General features: G+C 71.4%; 13 protein-coding genes. 6 read left to right on the forward strand and 7 right to left on the reverse strand.

The genetic code is table 11. From position 1 onward, the window contains the following. Positions 1-49: 49 nt before the first annotated feature. A complete protein-coding gene (locus tag ACGFJ7_RS28885) occupies positions 50-781 on the reverse strand; it encodes an ABC transporter ATP-binding protein (protein WP_392644807.1) in 732 nt (243 codons plus the stop codon). Positions 782-884: 103 nt separating this feature from the next. Next, on the reverse strand, positions 885-1,610 hold the full coding sequence (locus ACGFJ7_RS28890; protein ID WP_392644808.1) for a hypothetical protein: 726 nt from the start codon (positions 1,608-1,610) through the stop codon (positions 885-887). Positions 1,611-1,766: 156 nt separating this feature from the next. On the opposite strand from ACGFJ7_RS28890, the gene ACGFJ7_RS28895 reads away from it, so the two are divergent. Genes ACGFJ7_RS28895 through fxsT form a run of 3 tightly spaced genes read left to right on the forward strand, consistent with a single transcriptional unit; the run spans position 1,767 to position 7,093 of the window. Beyond that, on the forward strand, positions 1,767-4,499 hold the full coding sequence (locus ACGFJ7_RS28895) for an alpha-amylase family glycosyl hydrolase (RefSeq protein ID WP_392644810.1): 2,733 nt from the start codon (positions 1,767-1,769) through the stop codon (positions 4,497-4,499). Positions 4,500-4,550: 51 nt separating this feature from the next. Further along, positions 4,551-4,961, forward strand: coding sequence for a hypothetical protein (locus ACGFJ7_RS28900; RefSeq protein WP_360255009.1), 411 nt, complete (start codon positions 4,551-4,553; stop codon positions 4,959-4,961). A gap of 50 nt (positions 4,962-5,011) precedes the next feature. After that, positions 5,012-7,093: an FxSxx-COOH system tetratricopeptide repeat protein gene (gene fxsT / locus ACGFJ7_RS28905; protein ID WP_392644812.1), complete on the forward strand. Its 2,082-nt coding sequence runs from the start codon at positions 5,012-5,014 to the stop codon at positions 7,091-7,093. 326 nt (positions 7,094-7,419) lie between these two features. On the opposite strand, the gene ACGFJ7_RS28910 is transcribed toward fxsT, so the two are convergent. Both ACGFJ7_RS28910 and ACGFJ7_RS28915 read right to left on the reverse strand, forming a co-directional pair. Further along, the gene (locus tag ACGFJ7_RS28910) at positions 7,420-8,826 is read right to left on the reverse strand and encodes a protein kinase (RefSeq protein ID WP_392644814.1); all 1,407 of its coding nucleotides are present in this window, start codon (positions 8,824-8,826) and stop codon (positions 7,420-7,422) included. Positions 8,827-9,023: 197 nt separating this feature from the next. After that, positions 9,024-10,949 carry a Xaa-Pro dipeptidyl-peptidase gene (locus ACGFJ7_RS28915; protein ID WP_392644816.1) on the reverse strand — a complete coding sequence of 642 codons (1,926 nt, stop codon included), beginning with the start codon at positions 10,947-10,949 and terminating at the stop codon, positions 9,024-9,026. Positions 10,950-11,081: 132 nt separating this feature from the next. Between ACGFJ7_RS28915 and ACGFJ7_RS28920 the strand changes: the two genes are divergently transcribed. Beyond that, entirely contained in the window at positions 11,082-12,440 is a 1,359-nt protein-coding gene (locus tag ACGFJ7_RS28920; RefSeq protein WP_392644818.1) for a UTP--glucose-1-phosphate uridylyltransferase, read from the forward strand. On the opposite strand, the gene ACGFJ7_RS28925 is transcribed toward ACGFJ7_RS28920, so the two are convergent. Further along, the gene (locus ACGFJ7_RS28925; protein WP_360254997.1) at positions 12,437-12,817 is read right to left on the reverse strand and encodes a nuclear transport factor 2 family protein; all 381 of its coding nucleotides are present in this window, start codon (positions 12,815-12,817) and stop codon (positions 12,437-12,439) included. The two genes, ACGFJ7_RS28920 and ACGFJ7_RS28925, sit on opposite strands and share 4 nt — an antisense overlap. Positions 12,818-12,997: 180 nt before the next feature. On the opposite strand from ACGFJ7_RS28925, the gene lon reads away from it, so the two are divergent. Continuing rightward, positions 12,998-15,250, forward strand: a complete 2,253-nt coding sequence (lon, locus tag ACGFJ7_RS28930) for an endopeptidase La (RefSeq protein ID WP_392644859.1) — start codon at positions 12,998-13,000, stop codon at positions 15,248-15,250. 48 nt (positions 15,251-15,298) lie between these two features. Here the strand turns inward: lon and ACGFJ7_RS28935 are convergent, their stop codons facing one another. Both ACGFJ7_RS28935 and ACGFJ7_RS28940 read right to left on the reverse strand, forming a co-directional pair. Then, positions 15,299-16,102, reverse strand: a complete 804-nt coding sequence (locus ACGFJ7_RS28935; RefSeq protein WP_360254995.1) for a DNA-formamidopyrimidine glycosylase family protein — start codon at positions 16,100-16,102, stop codon at positions 15,299-15,301. 12 nt (positions 16,103-16,114) lie between these two features. Then, a complete protein-coding gene (locus ACGFJ7_RS28940) occupies positions 16,115-17,338 on the reverse strand; it encodes a hypothetical protein (protein WP_392644820.1) in 1,224 nt (407 codons plus the stop codon). A gap of 248 nt (positions 17,339-17,586) precedes the next feature. On the opposite strand from ACGFJ7_RS28940, the gene ACGFJ7_RS28945 reads away from it, so the two are divergent. Continuing rightward, complete coding sequence (locus ACGFJ7_RS28945) at positions 17,587-19,044, forward strand: glycosyl hydrolase (protein WP_392644822.1); 1,458 nt, start codon at positions 17,587-17,589, stop codon at positions 19,042-19,044. Positions 19,045-19,055 lie beyond the last annotated feature (11 nt).

A 19,055-nucleotide genomic window follows, 5' to 3' on the forward strand; every position in this document is an offset into this window, starting at 1 on the left:
TGGGCAAGGGCCTCGCGCCGGGCGATGCGGAGCGCGGGCCGCCAGGACCTCATCGCGCCCGGCCGGCCGGGATCACCGGCATCGGCACGGTCACCGCCGTGGCGCCGCTGACGACCCGTCCGTCGCGGAGGTGGACGACCCGGTCGGCCCACCGCGCGTGCCCGGGATCATGGGTCACGAGCACTCCGGCGGCGCCGGCGTTCACCCGCTCACGCAGCAGCCTGAGCACCGCGTCGCCGGTCGCCGTGTCGAGCGCGCCGGTCGGCTCGTCGGCCAGCACCAGCCGGCGCCGGCCGACCAGGGCACGGGCGATCGCCACCCGCTGCTGCTGGCCACCGGACATCTCGTGGGGGAACCGGCTCTCCAGACCGGACAGCCCGACCGCCGACAGGGCGCCGACCGCCTCCCGTCGCGCGGCCCGCACCCCGACTCCGTCCAGCTCCAGCGGCAGCATCACGTTCTCGATCGCGTTGAGGCTGGACAGCAGGTTGAGCGCCTGAAACACATAGCCGACGCTGTCGCGGCGCAGCTTGGCCAGCGCCTTGCGCGACATCGAAGCCAGCGACGCCCCCTCGACCAGCACGTCACCGCTGGTCGGCCGGTCGAGGCCGCCGGCGATGGCCAGGAGGGTCGACTTGCCCGAGCCGGAGGCGCCCATGATGGCGACGAGCTCTCCGGGCGACACGGACACCGACACGTCGTCGAGCGCGCGGACCATGGTCTCGCCCGAACCGTGGGTTCGGGTGACCGAGCGCAACTCCAGCACGGGGGCGACGAGCATCCGGAGATTATGGATCATGGTCGTCGATCCCTGAATACACCCCACGTCATAGGCGGAGGCGCGTAAGCGGCGACCGGCGCGCTCGGCCCGACAGCCGCTCTTCTCACCTGACGGCCGGCCGTACGACGGCCCAGACCACCTTGCCGTTGTGCAGCGCCGAGGCGCCCCAGACGTAGCTGCGGGCGGTGACGACCGGCAGCCGCGCCGTCGACCGCCGCAGCGGCGGCAAGGTGGGGTCGCGGTCGCGCAGGGCCAGGTAGAGGCTGCTGCGGCGGCGGCAGACGGTGAACAGCATGGCCGTGCCGGCGAACGCCAGCGAGTCCTCGACCAGGTCACGCGCCACGTCCTGGGCGGCGCCGGCCAGCGCGGGGACGCCCCAGGCGCGGCCGGCCAGCGCGATCAGGTCGTGAACGGAGGCCAGCGCGTCGAGGTGCGGCGGCATCCAGCGCAGCTGGAGACGGTCGGCCGGCGGCAGCGCCCCGGTCACGGCCGAGCGGGCCTGGTCGACGTTGACGAACAGCGACATGAAGCGGGCGCAGCCGAGCTGGCGGAGTCGTTTCACCAGCCGCCGGGTCGGCGGGGCGCAGATCGCCACCTTCGCCGGCGGTTGCAGCGTCATGGCCGCCTGGCTGGCCGCGATCCAGATGGGAGCGCTGCGGCAGTCGAGATCGCTCATCTCGTGCAGGTCGATGATGATCGCCGAGGGGCGTTCGGCGAGCCCCTGGCACAGCGCCTGATGGACGTCGGCCGCGCTGCGGCGGGTCCACCGGCCGCGCACGGTCAGTTCGACGGTCGCGTTGTCCACGGCGTGGGTGAGCGTGAGCGTCACAGTGACCTTCCCGGATCGGCCGGTTCAAGCAGACAGTCTTGAAACGTTGCTTGTGCGAGGTCAACCATCGCGGTGCCTAATCACGCGCTTGGGGGATAGCGAATGCATCCGACATTCCGCGACCGGCCGAGCTGATCATCTATTACGGTCGATGACATGCGCTTACGACGAGGACTGGCCGCACTCACGTCCGCCGTTCTGGCCGCCACCGCTCTCAGCACGCCCGCCGCGGCCGGCGGCGGCGCGCTGCCGGGGCGGCATTCGCTGCGGGCGCCGGTGACCGACGAGAACTTCTACTTCGTCATGGCCGACCGCTTCGACAACGGCAGCACGGCCAACGACCAGGGCGGCCTCGGCGCCGATCCGCTGGTCTCCGGCTTCGACCCCACCCGCAAGGGCTTCTACAACGGCGGCGACCTGGCCGGGCTGCTGCGGCGCCTCGACTACATCCAGGGCCTGGGCACCACGTCGATCTGGCTGACGCCCAGCTTCAAGAACAAGGCCGTGCAGCTGGAGGACGGCCCGTCGGCCGGCTACCACGGGTACTGGATCACCGACTTCACCCAGATCGACCCGCACCTGGGCACCAACGCCGAACTGCGGTCGCTGGTCGACGCCGCGCACACCCGCGGCATGAAGGTCTACTTCGACATCATCACCAACCACACCGCCGACGTCATCGGGTACGAGCCGGGCGCGCGTCAGCCGTACGTCTCGAAAGATGTCTCGCCCTATCGCGACGCCGCGGGCCGCCCGTTCGACGATCGTGACTACGCCGGCAAGGCGAGCTTCCCGGCGCTGGACCCGAAGAAGTCGTTCCCGTACGTTCCCGTCCTCGACCCGGCCGAGCAGAACCTGAAGGTCCCGGCCTGGCTCAACGACGTCACGCTCTACCACAACCGCGGCGACACCACGTTCACCGGCGAGAACTCGCTCTACGGCGACTTCTTCGGCCTCGACGACCTGTTCACCGAGCATCCGCGCGTGGTCAAGGGCATGACCGAGGTGTACGAGAAGTGGATCGCCGACTTCGGCATCGACGGCTTCCGGATCGACACCATGAAACACGTCAACGACGAGTTCTGGCAGAAGTTCGGTCCCGAGGTGCTGTCGTTCGCCCGCCGGCACGGCAAGCCCGAGTTCTTCATGTTCGGCGAGGTCTTCGACACCTCCCGCAGCTTCACCTCGCAGTTCACCACCCGCGACCGCATGCAGGCCGTGCTCGACTTCCCGTTCCAGGACGCGGCCCGCAACTTCGCCTCACGCGGCCAGTCCGCGTCCGCGCTGGGCTCGTTCTTCGCCGCCGACGACTGGTACACCGACGCCGACTCGAACGTCTACCAGCTGCCCACCTTCCTCGGTAACCACGACATGGGCCGGATCGGCTCGTTCGTGCGGGCCGACAACCCCGGCGCCGGGGACGCCGAATGGGTCGCCCGCGACCGGCTCGCGCACGAGCTGATGTACCTCTCCCGCGGCAACCCGGTCGTCTACTACGGCGACGAACAGGGCTTCACCGGCCCCGGCGGCGACCAGGACGCCCGGCAGACCCTGTTCGCCAGCCGCGTGCCCGACTACCTCGACGACGACCTGCTCGGCACCACCGCCACCCACGCGCAGGACAACTTCGTCAGCACCCACCCGCTCTACCGGGACATCGCCGCCCTGGCCGCCCTGACCCGCGAGCACCCCGCGCTGCGCGACGGCGCCCACCAGCACCGCTACGCCGACGAGGGCCCCGGAATCTACGCGTTCTCCCGCACCGGCCAGCGCGAATACGTCGTCGCCCTCAACAACAGCGAGCAGCCCCGCACGGCCGCCGTCCCGACCTACTTCGCCAAGGGCGATTTCCAGCGTGTGTACGGCTCCGGCCCCGCCACCGTCCGGTCGGCAGGCGACCGGACGATCACCGTCACCGTGCCGCCACTGTCCACGGTCGTCTACGCCTCGTCCGGCCGGGTCCCGCCCTCGAAGGCGGCTCCCGCGGTGTCGCTCGGCCGGCCCACCCCGTCCGAGTCGCCCAGCCGCATGCGCGTCCCGGCCACCGTCGCCGGCTCGTCGTTCGCCGAGGTCACCTTCTACGCCCGGACGGCGGGCGGCGGCTGGCAGCCGATCGGCACCGACGACAACGCCCCCTACCAGGTCTTCCACGACGTCTCGGGCCTGCCCGCCGGCGCAGCCGTGCAGTACCGCGCGGTGGTCCTCGACAACGCCGGCCACAGCAGAACCAGTTCGTCCCGTACGGCCCGGGTCCCGGCCCCGTCCCTGACCATCGAGGCCCCGGCCGAGGCCGCCAACGTCCGCGGCACCGTCGAGGTCCGAGCCGTGGCCGACCCGGAACGCGCGGGCCACGTGGTCCGCTTCGAACGCAGCATCGCCGGCGCCCCCTGGACCACGATCGGCCGCGACGACTCGTCCCCCGCGTACACGGTCTTCGACGACCTGACACCGCTCAACCTGGCCGCCGGCACCCAGATCCGCTACCGGGCGGTGCTCCGAGAACCGTCCGCGGTGAGCGCGGTCCGCACGGTCCGCTACGCCGGCCCGCCGCTGACCACGGCCACGGTGCACTACTACCGCCCGGCCGGCGACTACACGGGCTGGGGCCTGCACCTGTGGGGGGACGCGGTCGACCCGGCCACCCTGGCCCAGATCGCCTGGGACAAGCCGTGGCCCCCGACCCGCGTCGAGAACGGCTGGGCCTCGTACGACATCCCTCTCAAGGACGACACCAAGCCGATCAACTTCATCATGCACCAGCCCAACGGCGACACCGTCCCCACGACCAGAGAGCCCGGCGGAGACCGCGCCTTCACCCCCATCGACCACCCCCAGATCTGGCTCAAGCAGGGCGACCCCACCGTCTACACCACAGCCCCGCCCGTTTGACCGAGGCGGCTTTACTCATGGTGACGACTCGCTCGACGCTGGGAGGCAGGCATGGATCCTGAGGTGGCGGCGGTGACGGCGGCGGTGGTGCCGTACGTCTCGGCGGCGGTCGGCGCGTACGGGGCCGCGGTGGTCGAGCGGGTCCAGGAGGCGGCGGCCGACTCCACGGTGGGTTTGGGCGGCCGGTTGCTGCAGCGGTTCCTGAACCGCGGGCGTTCGGCCGCCGGAGTGGAGGAAGCGGTGGCCGATCTGGCCGAGGACGTCTCCGACGAGGACCGGGTAGCGGCCCTGCGGGTGCAGGTCCGTAAGGCGCTCAATGCCGATCCGGAACTGGCGGCCGAGGTTCGGGGCCTGCTCGCCGAGGCCGGGGTGACGGTGACCGCGTCCGGTGAGCGTTCGATCGCCGCGCAGACGATCAGCGGCGTGGCCGTCACCGGTGACGGCGCCCAGATCACCCGATGACGGCTTCCCCGCCGGGCCCACGCTCGCTGGCGGCCCAGACGATCAGCGGGGTGGCGGTCACCGGTGACGGCGCCCGCGTCGACGCCCGCCGGATCGAACTGCGCCGGCCGTCAGCGGCACCGGACATCGTGGGGCGGTTGACCAACCTGCCCCGGCCGCCCGTGCGGTTGTTCGTGGGCCGGGAGGACGCGCTGGCCGCACTGGACGAGGTGATGGCCGGCGGTCGCGGCGTGATCACGCAGGCGGTGCACGGTCTGGGCGGGGTCGGCAAGAGCGAGATGGCGTTGCAGTACGCCCATCGGCACCGGGACCGCTACCAGGTGCGGTGGTGGATCAGCTGCGACAACCCCGACACGATCACGACAAGCCTGGCCGACCTGACCACCCGCCTGAACGCCGACCTGATGGTCACAGCGACCCCGCTGGAGGCGGCGACGTGGGCGATAGGCTGGCTGCAGAACCAGTCAGGCTGGCTGCTGATCCTCGACAACGTGGAGGAACTGGCCGACGTAGAGCAGCTACTGGCCCAGCTCGACACCGGCCACGTCCTGATCACCACCCGGCGTGACCTCGACTGGGAGCACCTCCTCGACGGCTGCTTACGCTTGGAGCTGCTGGACCGAGAGCCGGCCGTACGACTGTTGCTGGAACGCAGCGGCCAAACAGATCAGCTGACGGCGGCCGTCCTGGCCGACGAGCTGGGCTACCTCCCGCTGGCGCTGCAACAGGCCGCCGGATATCTCCGCCAGACCCGCACCCCGATGGCGGCCTACCTCGATCGCCTCCGGTCCCAACCGGAGACCGTGCTGAATGCCATCGCACCCGGCACCCGGGCGGAACGGGCGGTGGCCCAGGTCTGGCTGGTCACGCTGAACCGGCTCCGCGAGCAGCGGCCGGCCGCCATCGAACTGCTGCGGCTCCTGGCATGCTTCGCCCCCGACGAGGTGCCGAGGGCTTACCTGGCCGACGAGCCCGACAGCGAGCAGGAGCTGGCCGTTCTTGCTTCCTATAATTTACTAGTTTTAAGGGATAAAACCGTCGGCATGCATCGGCTCCTCCAGTGGGCCGTTCGAGAACAGGCCAAGCAGGACGAAGCCGCCGACCATACACTCGACCGGGCGATTGCCGTGCTCCACAACGCGATGCCGGGTGGCAACCCTTCCGAGGCGGTCGAGACTTGGCCCGAATGGGCCTTGTTGGCACCGCATATTGACGCGGTAGAGCGTGTGGTCCCGGATGAACTCGCCGACGTCAATTTCGGGTCTTTGATAGGCCAGCTTGGCTTCTTCTATTCCACCCAGGGTCGTCACACTGCCGCATTAGAGGTTGAGCGTCGTGCCCTCGCCATCATAGAAGCGGGAGTTCCCGAAGGGGATCCGCACATCGCGCTCCGGCTGGACAATCTCGCGTACACATTAGGGTCTTTGGGCCGGGCGGGTGAGGCGCTGCCGTTGCAGCAGCGAGCGTTGCGGATCAGCGAGTCTGCGCTGCCGGAGGGGCATCCTAGTATCGCGCTCCGGCTGGACAATCTCGCGTACACGTTGGGCGCTCTGGGCCGGGCGGATGAGGCGCTACCACTGCGAGAGCGGGCGTTGCGGATCAGCGAGGCTGCGCTGCCGGAGGGGCATCCGGACATCGCGATCCGGCTGGACAATCTCGCATACACGCTGGGGGCTCTGCGCCGGGCGGATGAGGCGCTACCACTGCGAGAGCGGGCGTTGCGGATCAGTATGGCTGCGCTGCCGGAGGGGCATCCGGACATCGCGATCCGGCTGAACAATCTCGCGCGAACGCTGGCGGACTTGGGGCGTGCGGGTGAGGCGCTGCCGTTGCAGCGGCGGGCGTTGCGGATCAGCGAGGCTGCGCTGCCGGACGGGCATCCGGACATCGCGATCCGGCTGGACAATCTCGCGCAAACGTTGGTGGGTTTGGGGCGTGCGGGTGAGGCGCTGCCGTTGCAGCGGCGGGCGTTGCGGATCAGCGAGGCTGCGCTGCCGGAGGGGCATCCGGACATCGCGATCCGGCTGGACAATCTCGCGTACACACTGAAGGCCCTGAGGCGGACCGCCGAGGCAGTGGGGCTGCGTCAGCGGGCGGCCGCAATACGCGGCAGAACGGCAAATCAGGAATGATCCCCACGGGGCCAGCCCTGGCGTTACTGCACGGGGCGGGCGACGACCACCGGAGTGGCAGCCCCAGCGTAAAGGCCTGGGCCGGCGCTTCCGGCTGATCCTTTTCGACCTTCCGGGGGCGAGCTGGCCCGCACCGACCTGAGCCAGGTCCGCGCGGACACTCGTCCTCTGCGGCGCCAAGGACAAGCTCAACCAGGCGGCCTCACGCGCGGCGGCGGCCGGGATAGCCGGCGCCGAGCTGCGGATCGTTCCCGGCGCCGGGCATCCCTGGCACCAGGAGCTGCCCGAGCCGCTCGAACGCACGCTGACCGAATGGATCGGGGAGCTCAGGCGACCGTCTTGCCGTCGACCGGGTCGGCGGGCTTGGTGGTCGGTGGGGTGGTGTCCTCGGTGGTCGGCGGGGTGGTCGGGTCCGCCGGGTCGTCGGTCGGCTCGACGGGGGGCTTGGTGTCGTCAGGGGACTTCGTCGGGGTCGGCTCGGTTGAGGGCTCCGACGTCTCCGGCGCGCTGCTCGGGGACTTCGACGGCGTTGCGGACGGCTTGGCCGGCTTGGAAGTGGGCTTGGCCGCCGGCGCCTTCGTGTGGGTGGTGTTCCTCTTCCGGCCGCCGTACCTGGTCGTTGTCGTCGCTTCCTCCTCCTCGGCCGGCTCCGTGGTCGGGGCGGTGGAGGGGGTCGGGCTGATCGTCCGCGGCGGGGTGGCCGGTGGCGTGGTGGCCTCGACGGCGGCCTCGGCCGTTTTGCCGCCGGGGGTGCCGGTGCCGTTGATCAGCTGGACGCCGACGATGCTCAGGAGCACGGCGACGGCCGCGGCCGACGCCACCACCGTGACCCGGCGGCGGGAGCGGCGCGGCGGGCGGGACGGTGAACTGGCCACTGTCGGCGGGGCCGGGTGGGCGGCGGAGCGGATCGGCGGGATGTGGCTGGCCGGGCGGGTCAGCGGGGTCGGGGCGAAACCGCGGAAGACCTCGGCGACCTCGAGGGCCGTGGGGCGCGCCGACGGGTCCTCGGCCGTGCACGACTCGTACAGCCGGATGATGTCGCGCGGCAGGCCGGAGATGCGTGGCAGGCGCGGGGCGGGGCGGCCGTGGCGGGTGGCCAGGACCTCGACCAGGCTGGCGCCGGGCCAGGCCCGCGCGCCGGTGAGGCACTCGAACAGCAGCAGGCCCAGCGCGTAGATGTCGGCGGCCGGGAAGCTCGGTTCGCCGCGCAGCTGCTCGGGGGCCAGGTGGGCGGGGCTGCCCCACAGGGCGCCGCTGATGTCGATGCTGTTGTGGCCGGCGGCGATGGCGATGCCGAAGTCGAGGACCTTCACGCCCTCGGAGGTCAGCATGATGTTGCGCGGGTTGACGTCGCGGTGGACCAGGTCCTGCGCGTGGGCGGCGGCCAGCGCCGAGGCCGTCTCCTTGCCGATCTCGGCGGCCTGGCGCCAGCGCAGGGCGCCGGTGCGGGCCAGCCGGTCGGACAGGGTCTCGCCGTCGACGAACTCCATCACCAGGTACGGGGTGCGGTCGCTGCCGTCGACGGCCTCGCCGTAGTCGTAGACCTGGGCGATGTTCGGGTGGCTGAGCCCGGCCGCCGTACGGGCCTCACGCAGAACGTCGGTGGCGGACTCGTCGAAGATCTTGATCGCGACGGGGCGCTTCAGGGTCGTGTCGAAGCCGTAGTGCACCACCGAACTGCCGCCTTGGCCGAGGGCTTCCCCCAGCCGATATCTTCCCGCGAGCAATGGCACTGCGACCTCCCCATGGCCGACCCGGAGCCGATGTCACTCCGCTCCGCTGCAGCTACCCACAGTGGTAAATCTGCGCTGGTGGTGACGGGTGATCAGTTCCGTGGCAGCAGCATACCCGGGAGGTATGACGGGAAACTGCGTCGGCGGTCACTGTTGGGAAACAGCACCCCAACAGTGACCGCACAGCTGCCGGAGAGTCAGGGCACCAAAGGATCGAATCGCGGCGGGGCGAACGTCCTCGGCGCGGGCGCCGTCGACACCGCCGGGGCGCTGGCGCCGGGCCGGGGCAGGCGGCCCACCAGCGGCAGGGTCAGGGAACTGCCGCGCAGGTCGAGGCCGATGGTGGCGCCGGTCGACTGTGGCGTCGAGTACTCGTTGTCGCTGGCCTGCAGGATCAGGCCCAGCACGTGGCCGGCGGGCAGGCGCTGGTCGGTCGCCTGCATCGGCACGGTCACCGTGTACCAGCGGTCCGGCCGCAGCGGCGTGGTGAACCGCAGCGACACGTGGTGGGCCGCGTCCTGCCAGCCCCGGGTCAGGATCGCGTGGTCGGCAGTGGTCAAGCTCGGGGCGGTGTCGCGGTAGCAGGCGTCGTCGGCCGTGGTCGAGGCGCCCCAGCACGATTCGGTGGCCAGTGTGGTGATGCCCTCGCCGCGGGCCAGGTAGTTGACGCGGGTGGCGGTGCCGTAGTCGACGAGCCGGGCGGTCAGCTCGGTCGTCGGCTTGTCGACCCGCACCCGGAGGGTCACCGACGGGGTGCCGGAGACGCGAAGCTCACGGGTCAGCGGTGCGGACAGGAAGGCCAGGCGGCCGGCGACCGCGGCTCCGGGGTTCGCGACGGCGGTGGCCTCGTCGAGGGCGGGCGCGTCGGTCCACGTACGGACGGCTCGGCCGGACTGCCCACCCAGCGTGCCCGTCGTCCCGTCGCCGTTGCCGAGCGTGATGCGCTGCGACGTCACGCGGGCGGCCGGCCAGGTCCGCTCGTTCACCCACGTACCGGGTGTCGTCTCGATCGACACCGCCGGCTCGCGGTCGATCCCGTTGCGCAGGCCCTGCAGATAGCGGTCGAACCACCGGTGCAGGGTGTCGACCCAGTCGGCGCGCCGCAGGTCGAAGGGGTCCACGTGGCCGGCTTGCGAAAGCCACATCTTCTTGGGTACGCCGAGACGGCCCCACCATTGAGCGAACTGATCGGTCGTCACGTTGGTGTCGTTCAGCCCGTGCGCGATGAACACGCTGGCGTGCACGCGGCGCGCGTCCGGCCGGAAGTTCCGCTCGGCCCAGTACGCGTTGTAGTCGCCGGTCGCGTCGTCGCTGCCCTCGTCCAGCCGCTCAAGCGTCGCCGCACAGGCGGAAGCGGGGCGCCCGTTGACGTACGAGAAAAGGTATTCCGGATAGTCCTCGACCCGCGGCACGCCGTTGTAGCGCTGGTAGTCGTACCAGCTCGAGATGGCCGAGATCGGCACGATCGTCTCCAGGCCCTCGACGCCGGTCGCGGCCACGCCGTTGGCCACCGAGCCGTCCCAGGACTTGCCGATCATCCCGGTACGCCCGTTGGTCCAGCCGGTGGCGACGGCCGGGGTGCCGTCGGCGTACGTGGCCTCGGCCCGCCCGTTCAGCCAGTCGACGACGGCCTTGCCGCTGAGCACTTCCTCGCGGCCGCCGACGTCCATGCACCCGGTGGAGCGCCCGGTGCCGGCCAGGTCGGCGGCGACGAACGCGTAGCCACGCGGCACGAAGTAGTTGTCGTAGTAGAGCGGCTGCTTGACGATGGTGCCGTCGGCGTCGTACTGCTTGCGCTCGCTCTCGTTGCCGCGCCCGCAGCAGGAGTAGTAGGGCGAGCCCTCGAGGATGACCGGCACCTTCAGGTGCCGCTGGGCCGCCTCGCGCGGCCGCACGATGTCGACGGCGACCTTGTCGGGCACCCCGTCCTCGTCGTTGTCCAGCCGCGTCTGCACCCAGACGCTTTCCCGGACGGCGTTCTCGTAGGAGTAGACCGGCACGGTCTCCCCGCCTTGGATGTGCGGCACCGCGCTCGCCTCGGCCGGCCCGGCCGAGACGATCAGGGTGGCGCCGACCCCGGCCACGACGGCCAGGGCGAGCCTTCGCTTCAAAGTTCCGGACATCGACGCATCGTAAATCATCGATGACGCTCGGCCGCGCGGCTGTCCGCGGGCGGACCCCAATCACCCCGTCGCGGTGTGGCGTCTGGGCTGAGCCCCGATAATGGGGAACGTTGCCAAATCTCGGAGGATCACATGGACACGCCCGGTTACGTGGCGGCGACGCTGGCCAAATCGGAGAAGGACGGCGCCCACCCGGCCGAGCTGGCCGCGCTGCGCCGCCGGCTCGAGCAGCTGGAACAGCCGCGGGCCGGGCTGCTCTCGGGTGACGACCTGGAGCCGCTCGACGACGTGACCGCGCTCGAGGACCTGCCCGAGCCGCCGGCCGAGCGGGCCCGCGAGATCCTCGACCGGCTGGTCGTGGTCAAGCTCAACGGCGGGCTCGGCACCAGCATGGGCCTGACCGGGCCGAAATCGCTGCTCGAGGTCAAGCCCGGCCGCAGCTTCCTCGACATCATCGCCACCCAGGTCACCGCCGTCCGCGAGCGGTACCACGCGCGCCTGCCGCTGCTGCTGATGAACTCGGCCGCCACCCGCGGTCCGTCGCTGGCCGCGCTCGAACGCTACGACGGCGTCAGCGACTTCCTTCAGGGCCGCGAGCCCAAGCTGCGCGCCGACGACCACTTCCCGGTCGAGTGGCCGGCCGATCCCGAGCTCGAGTGGTGCCCGCCCGGGCACGGCGACCTGTACACCGCGCTGACCGCCTCCGGCAAGCTCGACGAGCTGCTCGACGCCGGCCTGCGCTGGTGCTTCGTGTCGAACTCCGACAACCTGGGCGCCACCGTCGACGTGCGGCTCGCCGCCTGGATGGAGGACGAGCAGGTCCCGTTCGCGATGGAGGTCGTCCGGGGCACGCCGGCCGACCGCAAGGGCGGTCACCTCGCCCGCCACGAGGGCCGGGTCGTGGTCCGCGAGACCGCTCAGGTGCCCGACGGCGACACCTCGTTCACCGACGTCGAGCGGTGGCGGTTCTACAACACCAACAACCTCTGGATCGACCTGGAGACGCTGCGGCGGTTGCAGCGGGACGACCCGGGCGCGCCGGTTCTCCCGCTCATCGTCAACCACAAGACCGTCGACCCCAAAGACGCTTCCAGTACGCCCGTGGTCCAGCTCGAGACGGCGATGGGCGCCGCCATCGGCTCCATCGACGGTGCCCGCCCGGTGCTGGTCCCGCGTACCCGCTTCGCGCCCGTCAAGACCACGAACGACCTGCTGGTGGTCCGGTCGGACGCCTACGAGCTGGGCCAGGACGGCCAGATGCGGCCGGTCTACGAGGGCCGCGGCCCGGTCGTGACCCTCGACCCCGAGCTCTTCAAGCTGATGCCCGGTTTCGAGCAGCGCTTCCCGGCCGGCCCGCCGTCCCTGCGCCGCGCCACCCGCCTCACCGTCGACGGCGACGTCACCTTCGGCGCGAACGTCGTCGTCGAGGGCGAGGCCCACGTGACCGGCCCCCGGCACATCCCCGACGGCGAGGTTCTCCAGGGCGGCTAGCGCTCCACCAGATGCTCGCGCCCCGGCGGGGGATCGTAGGCCTCGGGCCAGTAGTCGACGATCCGGCTGATCAGCCCGTGTTCCGACATGTCCAGCCACACGCAGGCGTCCACCCGCTCGTCACCCACCCGCACATCGAGCCACAGGGCGGCGGCACGGCCGTCGGCGATCACCCGCCGTACCCGCAAATGCCAGTCACCGGGATAGTCCGCGTTGAAGCCGACGAACGCGGACCGTCCCCGGATGCGCTCCCGGGTCTGCGGCATCTCGTAGACGACATCCTCGGCCAGCAGCTCGGTCAGGCCCGGCCAGTCCCGGCTCTCCATCCGCGCGACGTAGTCGGACGCGGTCTGCCGGCTTCTCGAGGTCTCGTCCACCCGGGCGACCGTACCCAGCGTGGGCAAGCGGCGGAGCTGCCGGTTCCGCTCCCAGCGAACGGTGGAAGATCCTCGGAGGCCGTGAGGTTGAGCCCCGCATACTCAACTTTTCGGAGGTGCCGGGTGGTTAGCAAGCGACTCCCCGTGTTGTTCCTGGACGACATCGTTCTGCTGCCGGGCATGGTCGTGCCGGTCGAGCTGGACGAGCCGGCCCAGGCCGCCGTCGACGCGGCCCGCACCTCGGCCGGCTCCGAGCTGCTGATCGCTCCGCGGCTCGAGGACCGGTACGCGTCGCACGGTGTCGTGGCCAGCGTCCAGCAGGTCGGCAAGTCCCGCGGCGGAACGCCCGCCGCCGTTCTGCGCACCGGTGTGCGCGCCCGCATCGGCGGCGGCGTGACCGGGCCCGGCGCGGCCCTGTGGGTCGAGGCCGAGCCGGTCGCGGCCGGTGTGCCGAGCGAGCAGGCCCGGGAGCTCGCCGCCGCGTACAAGAAACTGGTCGTCTCGGTCCTCCAGCGCCGCGAGGCGTGGCAGGTCATCGACTCGGTCAGCGCCATCGACGACCCCGGCGACCTGGCCGACACCGCCGGCTGGGCGCCCTATCTGACCAACGACCGCAAGCGTGAGCTGCTGGAGACCCCCGACGTGGAGGCCCGGCTGCGGCTGCTGATCGAGTGGACCGGCGACTTCCTGGCCGAGTCCGAGGTCAGCGACAAGATCGAGCACGACGTTCGCGAGAACGTCGAGAAGCGCAACCGCGAGTACCTGCTCCGCGAGCAGCTGAAGGCCATCCGCAAGGAGCTCGGCGAGGACGAGGCCGAGGGCAACGACGACTACCGCGCCCGCGTCGAGGCGGCCGACCTGCCCGGCGATGTCCGCGAGGCGGCGCTGCGCGAGGTCGGCAAGCTCGAGCGGGCCGGCGACCAGAACCCGGAGGCGGGCTGGATCCGCACCTGGCTCGACACGGTCCTCGACCTGCCCTGGAACGTGCGTACCGACGACAACACCGACCTGGCCGCGGCCCGGGCTGTGCTCGACGCCGACCACCACGGCCTGGACGAGGTCAAGGACCGCATCGTCGAATACCTGGGCGTCCGCGCCCGCCGCGAGTCCCGCGGCCTGACGACGGTCGGCGGCCGCGGTTCCGGCGCGGTGATCCTGCTGGCCGGCCCGCCCGGAGTCGGCAAGACGTCGCTGGGTGAGTCGGTCGCCCGTACCCTCGGCCGGAAGTTCGTCCGGGTCGCCCTGGGCGGCGTCCGCGACGAGGCGGAGATTCGAGGCCATCGGCGCACGTACGTCGGCGCTCTTCCCGGGCGCGTCGTGCGGGCCATCCGCGAGTCCGGCTCGATGAACCCGGTCGTCCTGCTCGACGAGGTCGACAAGGTCGGCAGCGACTACCGCGGCGACCCGGCGGCGGCCCTGCTCGAGGTGCTCGACCCGGCGCAGAACCACACGTTCCGCGACCACTACCTCGACCTGGACCTCGATCTGTCGGACGTGCTGTTCATCGCCACCGCGAACGTGCTCGACACGATCCCGCAGGCGCTGTTCGACCGGATGGAGCTCATCTCGATCGACGGCTACACCGAGAGCGACAAGGTCGCCATCGCCCGCGACTTCCTGGTGCCGCGGCAGCTGGAGCGGGCCGCGCTGTCCGAGGGCGAGGTGACCGTCACCGAGGACGCGCTCCGCGAGATCGCCGCCAATTACACCCGAGAGGCCGGCGTACGGTCGTTCGAGCGCCTGCTGGCGAAGGCGTTCCGCAAGGCGGCCCTGGGCGACCTGCCCGTCACGGTGGACGCGGGCGACCTCAAGGACCTGATCGGCCGGCCCCGGTTCACCCCGGAGTCGTCCGAGCGGACCGCCGTCCCCGGCGTGTCGACCGGCCTGGCCGTGACCGGCATGGGCGGTGACGTGCTCTACATCGAGGCGTCGCTGCTGCCCGGCGACAAGGGCGGCCTGTCGGTCACCGGCCAGCTCGGCGACGTGATGAAGGAGTCGGCCCAGATCGCGCTCTCGTACGTGCGGGCGCACGCCGAGGAGCTGGGCATCTCACCCGAGCAGCTGGACCACCCGATCCACCTGCACGTGCCCGCGGGCGCGGTGCCGAAGGACGGCCCGTCGGCCGGCGTCACGATGACCACGGCCCTGGTCTCGCTGCTGCTCGGCCGCAACGTGCGGGCCGAGGTCGGCATGACGGGAGAGGTGTCGCTGACCGGCCGGGTCCTGCCCATCGGCGGCGTGAAGCAGAAGCTGCTCGCCGCTCAGCGGGCCGGCCTGACCGAGGTCTACCTGCCCCAGCGCAACGAGCCCGACCTGGACGACGTGCCGGCCGACGTGCTCGAGGCCCTGACCGTCCACATCGTCTCCGATGTCCGCGAGATCCTGAGCACGGCCCTGGAGCCGGTCTCGGCCGGCCTGGTCACCGCCGCCTGATCCACCGAGCTTCACCAGAGGCCCGTCCGGGTAACGGACGGGCCTCTGCTACAGGGTCTGCTCGGCGGTGCACCACCAGCTGGTGCGGCCGCCCACCTTGCTCATGGACATCGGGGCGCCGTCTCGGGGGCAGTGGGCGCCGGCGACGCGGTAGGGGATCACCTTCAAGGTGTGTACGCCGCCGTCTCTGATGGCGGCTCGGACGGCCTGGCGGGTGGCGCGCAGGAGGCGGTCGATGTCGTCGGGGGTCAGGCGGTCCACCCGCCGGGCGGGGTTCAGGCGGGCCGACCACAGGATCTGGTCGGCCAGCAGGTTGCCTATGCCGGCGATCGCGTCCTGGTCGAGCAGGCGGGCCTTGACCGGGGCGGTGCCGAACGTCAGCGCCGCGCGGAACTGGGCGGGGGTCACCGTGGCCGCGTCGGGGCCCAGGGCCTCGACCGGTGGATCGAGGCGGACGCGGCCCAGGCGGCGCGGGTCGACCAGCATGAGGCGGCCGCCGTCGGCGAAGAGCAGGGCGAAACGCGACCAGCGGTAGTCGCCGGGCACGCGGCGGCCCTCCCAGTAGTCGCCGCCGTCGATCTCGCCGCCGTCCGGGTCGGCGATCACGATCTTGCCCGACATGCCCAGATGGATGCCCAGCTCGGGGCCGTCGTCGCCGGTGTCGCACCACATGCTCTTGCCGCGCCGGTGGGCACGTACGAGCTCCCGGCCCAGCAGAGCGTCCCTGATCTGGCCCGGCGCGTGCGGGCGGCAGACGTACGAGTCGGAGTCGTCGACGTCGATGATCTTGCGGCCGAGGCCGGACCGTTCGATGACCGCGCGGGCCGACTCGACCTCGGGCAGCTCCGGCATTGTCGTCCCCGTTCAGTCCAGTTTCTCGGTGCTGTCCGGGGGATACCCGAGTTCGGCGCCGGCACGCAGGATGATCCGGTTGTTCCGGTGGCGGGCCGGCTCGGAATGGCTCACGAAGCTGGCCGTGCTCACCGTGTTGCCCTCGAAGGTGACGTTGCTCAGGTCGCCGTCGAGGATCGGCGGGTCCTGCGATCCGGCGCTCGTGATGGTGTTGCCCGTGACTGCGATCGCGGCGGCGGCCACGGCGAAGGTGCCGTCGGTGTGCAGCACCAGGCCGCCGTGCGAGTCGCGGAACGTGTTGTGCCGCAGGACGATGCCGCGGGCCGACGAGTCGGGCCGGTCGCCGCCGATCTCCAGAACGCCCTGGATGTCCGACCCGGTGTTGTCGTGCACGTCGAGGCCGTCGGCGTAGTTCCACACCTCGACGAAGCCGCCGTCGTACCCGTAATCGCTGCTGGGGGCCCGGCACGCCGTACAACTGCTGTGGCCGATCTCGACGTCGCTCGCCTGGACCGCGAAGCCGATGGCGCCGTAGTCGTCGTCGCCGCCCGGGGTGTCGAGCACCATGTGCAGGTCGCGGACCGTCACCCGGTCGGCCGTGGCGCCGCGTGCCTTGAGCAGCACGCCGACGCCGGCGTGATCGACGGTGCTGGACCGTACGGCGCTGCCCGCGCCCCGGACCTCGATGGCGTTGCCGGCCGCGTTGGTGACCCTGATGTTCTCGGCGACCTGGTGCTCGCCGGTGAGCACCACCACGCTGTCGGCGCCGGTCGGCGCGCCGTCGATGACCGGGAGCGGGCCCGTCCCGTACGCGGTCAATCGGGTCTTGTCGCCGCGCAACCGGACCGTCGTCGTCCAGGTGCAGCCCCGGGCCAGCTCGATCACCGCGCCAGGCCCGGCAGCCCGGGCGGTGGCGGCCCGGATGCTGCGCAGGGGCTTCGCGAGCGTTCCCGTGTTGCCGTCGTCACCCTTCGCGCAGTCGACGTGGACACCGTCGTCGTCGGGGATCGCCGGCTTCGGGTCGATTGACGACTTCGGGTCGACTGACGGCGTCGGCGCGGGGGACGTGACCAAGGCGGCCGGGCCGACGCTCTCGGTGGCGCTGACCGAGGGCGCCGGTCTGCTCACGCTCGCGGGCGCGGCACCGGTGGGTGAGAAGCCCGCCGCGATCAGCCCGCCGCCCAGCGCGATCGACATGGCGGTCAGCGCCAGCGGGAGGCGGTGTCGGCTGGGCATTGGGCCACCCTATCCGACCTGCGGCTTTGTCACATCGATCATGATCATCGGGCGGGCTGGCACGCGGCGGTCATTGCCGAACACCGGTTTCGGCGCTTACCGTCATCGATAGACGCCTCGCCGGGACGGGCCCCTCAACGACGAACCTCCCGGGCGTTCGCCACCCCCTCGACCACGGCCGGCCGCCGCGCCTCTCCACCGCGCGCCGCCGTGCGTCACACCCCCTCCACGTAAGGGCTCGGTTCCGTATGCGCACCCTCCGTCTTCGTGCCACCGCCCTGGCCGGTTCCGTGCTGCTGAGCACGCTGCTGCCGGCCCCGCCCGCCCACGCCGGCTCGGCGCCCACTCTCGCGGGCCGGCTGGCCGCGGTCCAGGCCGCGAACACGATCAACTACTACCCGTCGAACGCCGGCTGGACCTCCATGTGGACCAATTTCGACGTGGTACGCCTCCACGCCGACCTCAACAAGGCGGCCGCGCTCGGCGCCGACAGCGTCCGGGTCATCGTCTTCCCGCAGACTTTCGGCTATCCGGTGCCTTCCACGACGTACACCACTGAATTGAGCACTTTCGTCGACCTGGCCGAAGCCAACGGCCTCGACGTCAAGCTGACCCTGTTCGACTGGTGGTCCGGCTACTCGGACGTCGCGGGCAGCATCACCTGGGCGCAGACGCTGGTGGCGCCGTACGCGAACGACCCGCGGGTGATCGCCGTCGAGCTCAAGAACGAGATCTCGCCGACCGACGCCACCGCGATGACCTGGGCCCGCCAGCTGATCCCGGCGATCCGGACGACCGCGCCGGCCATGCCGATCACCCTGACCGTCGACGGTGCCAGCGGCGCCACCGGCATGGGCACCCTCAAGACGCAGCTGGCCACCACGCCGCTGGACTACTACGACTTCCACTTCTACGGCGCCTCGGAACGGTCCCTGGCCGAGATCCGCCGCGCGCAGACCGCCGTGGCCCCGGATCCGATGGTCATCGGCGAGACCGGCCTCAGCACCGTCGCCGCCTCCGAGGGGGAACAGGGCGCGTACCTGGCCCGGGTCTTCCGCGCGGCCGGCGAGGCGGGCGTCGGCTCGGTCGCGCCGTGGACGCTCAACGACTTCGCGGCCGGGGCCATCCCGGCCAACTCCTCGGTGTCGACCCAGCCCGCGCAGTACAAGTTCGGCCTGCACCGCACCGACGGCACCCCGAAGTTCAGCGCCTCGGTGGTGGACGGGGCGTGGACGACCGGATCCACCCCGAACAGCATCCTGAACCTGGGCTTCGAGGCGGCCGCCGCCGAGTCGCCGTGGCGGCAGTACCTGCCGCAGGCCGGCGCCGCGGTCGTCACCACCGAGTCGGCCCGTACGGGAACCCGGTCGGCGAAGTTCTCCGGCACGACCCGCTCCGGCAGCAACCTGCCCTCGCTGCTCACGTCCCCGATCACGCCGGTGCAGGCCGGGCAGGCGTGGCACGCGGAGGCGTACGCCCGGGGGACCGGCGCCACGGGCGTCACGGAGATCGCGCTGAGCTGGTTCGACATCAACGGCACGTGGATCGGCCAGAACACGTCGAACCGCCTGCCGACCGGCACCACCGGGTGGACGAAGCTGGCGGTGGACACGGTCGCGCCGGCCGGAGCCGCGAGCGTGCAACTGCATCTGAAGTCCGGCGACAACACCGGAACCGTGTACTACGACGACGTCGCCCTCTCCTGACGCGCTGACGC

It is taken from the genome of Actinoplanes sp. NPDC048988, assembly GCF_043197815.1.
Classification (GTDB): Bacteria; Actinomycetota; Actinomycetes; order Mycobacteriales; family Micromonosporaceae; genus Actinoplanes.

What these genes read in the sequence shown, in the direction of transcription:
- ACGFJ7_RS28895 (WP_392644810.1), top strand. Translation starts at nt 1,767, where the DNA reads ATGCGCTTACGACGAGGACTGGCCGCACTCACGTCCGCCGTTCTGGCC.
- ACGFJ7_RS28885 (WP_392644807.1), bottom strand. Translation starts at nt 781, where the DNA reads ATGCTCGTCGCCCCCGTGCTGGAGTTGCGCTCGGTCACCCGAACCCAC.
- ACGFJ7_RS28920 (WP_392644818.1), top strand. Translation starts at nt 11,082, where the DNA reads ATGGACACGCCCGGTTACGTGGCGGCGACGCTGGCCAAATCGGAGAAG.
- ACGFJ7_RS28945 (WP_392644822.1), top strand. Translation starts at nt 17,587, where the DNA reads ATGCGCACCCTCCGTCTTCGTGCCACCGCCCTGGCCGGTTCCGTGCTG.
- ACGFJ7_RS28935 (WP_360254995.1), bottom strand. Translation starts at nt 16,102, where the DNA reads ATGCCGGAGCTGCCCGAGGTCGAGTCGGCCCGCGCGGTCATCGAACGG.
- ACGFJ7_RS28940 (WP_392644820.1), bottom strand. Translation starts at nt 17,338, where the DNA reads ATGCCCAGCCGACACCGCCTCCCGCTGGCGCTGACCGCCATGTCGATC.
- lon (WP_392644859.1), top strand. Translation starts at nt 12,998, where the DNA reads ATGGTCGTGCCGGTCGAGCTGGACGAGCCGGCCCAGGCCGCCGTCGAC.
- ACGFJ7_RS28900 (WP_360255009.1), top strand. Translation starts at nt 4,551, where the DNA reads ATGGATCCTGAGGTGGCGGCGGTGACGGCGGCGGTGGTGCCGTACGTC.
- ACGFJ7_RS28915 (WP_392644816.1), bottom strand. Translation starts at nt 10,949, where the DNA reads ATGTCCGGAACTTTGAAGCGAAGGCTCGCCCTGGCCGTCGTGGCCGGG.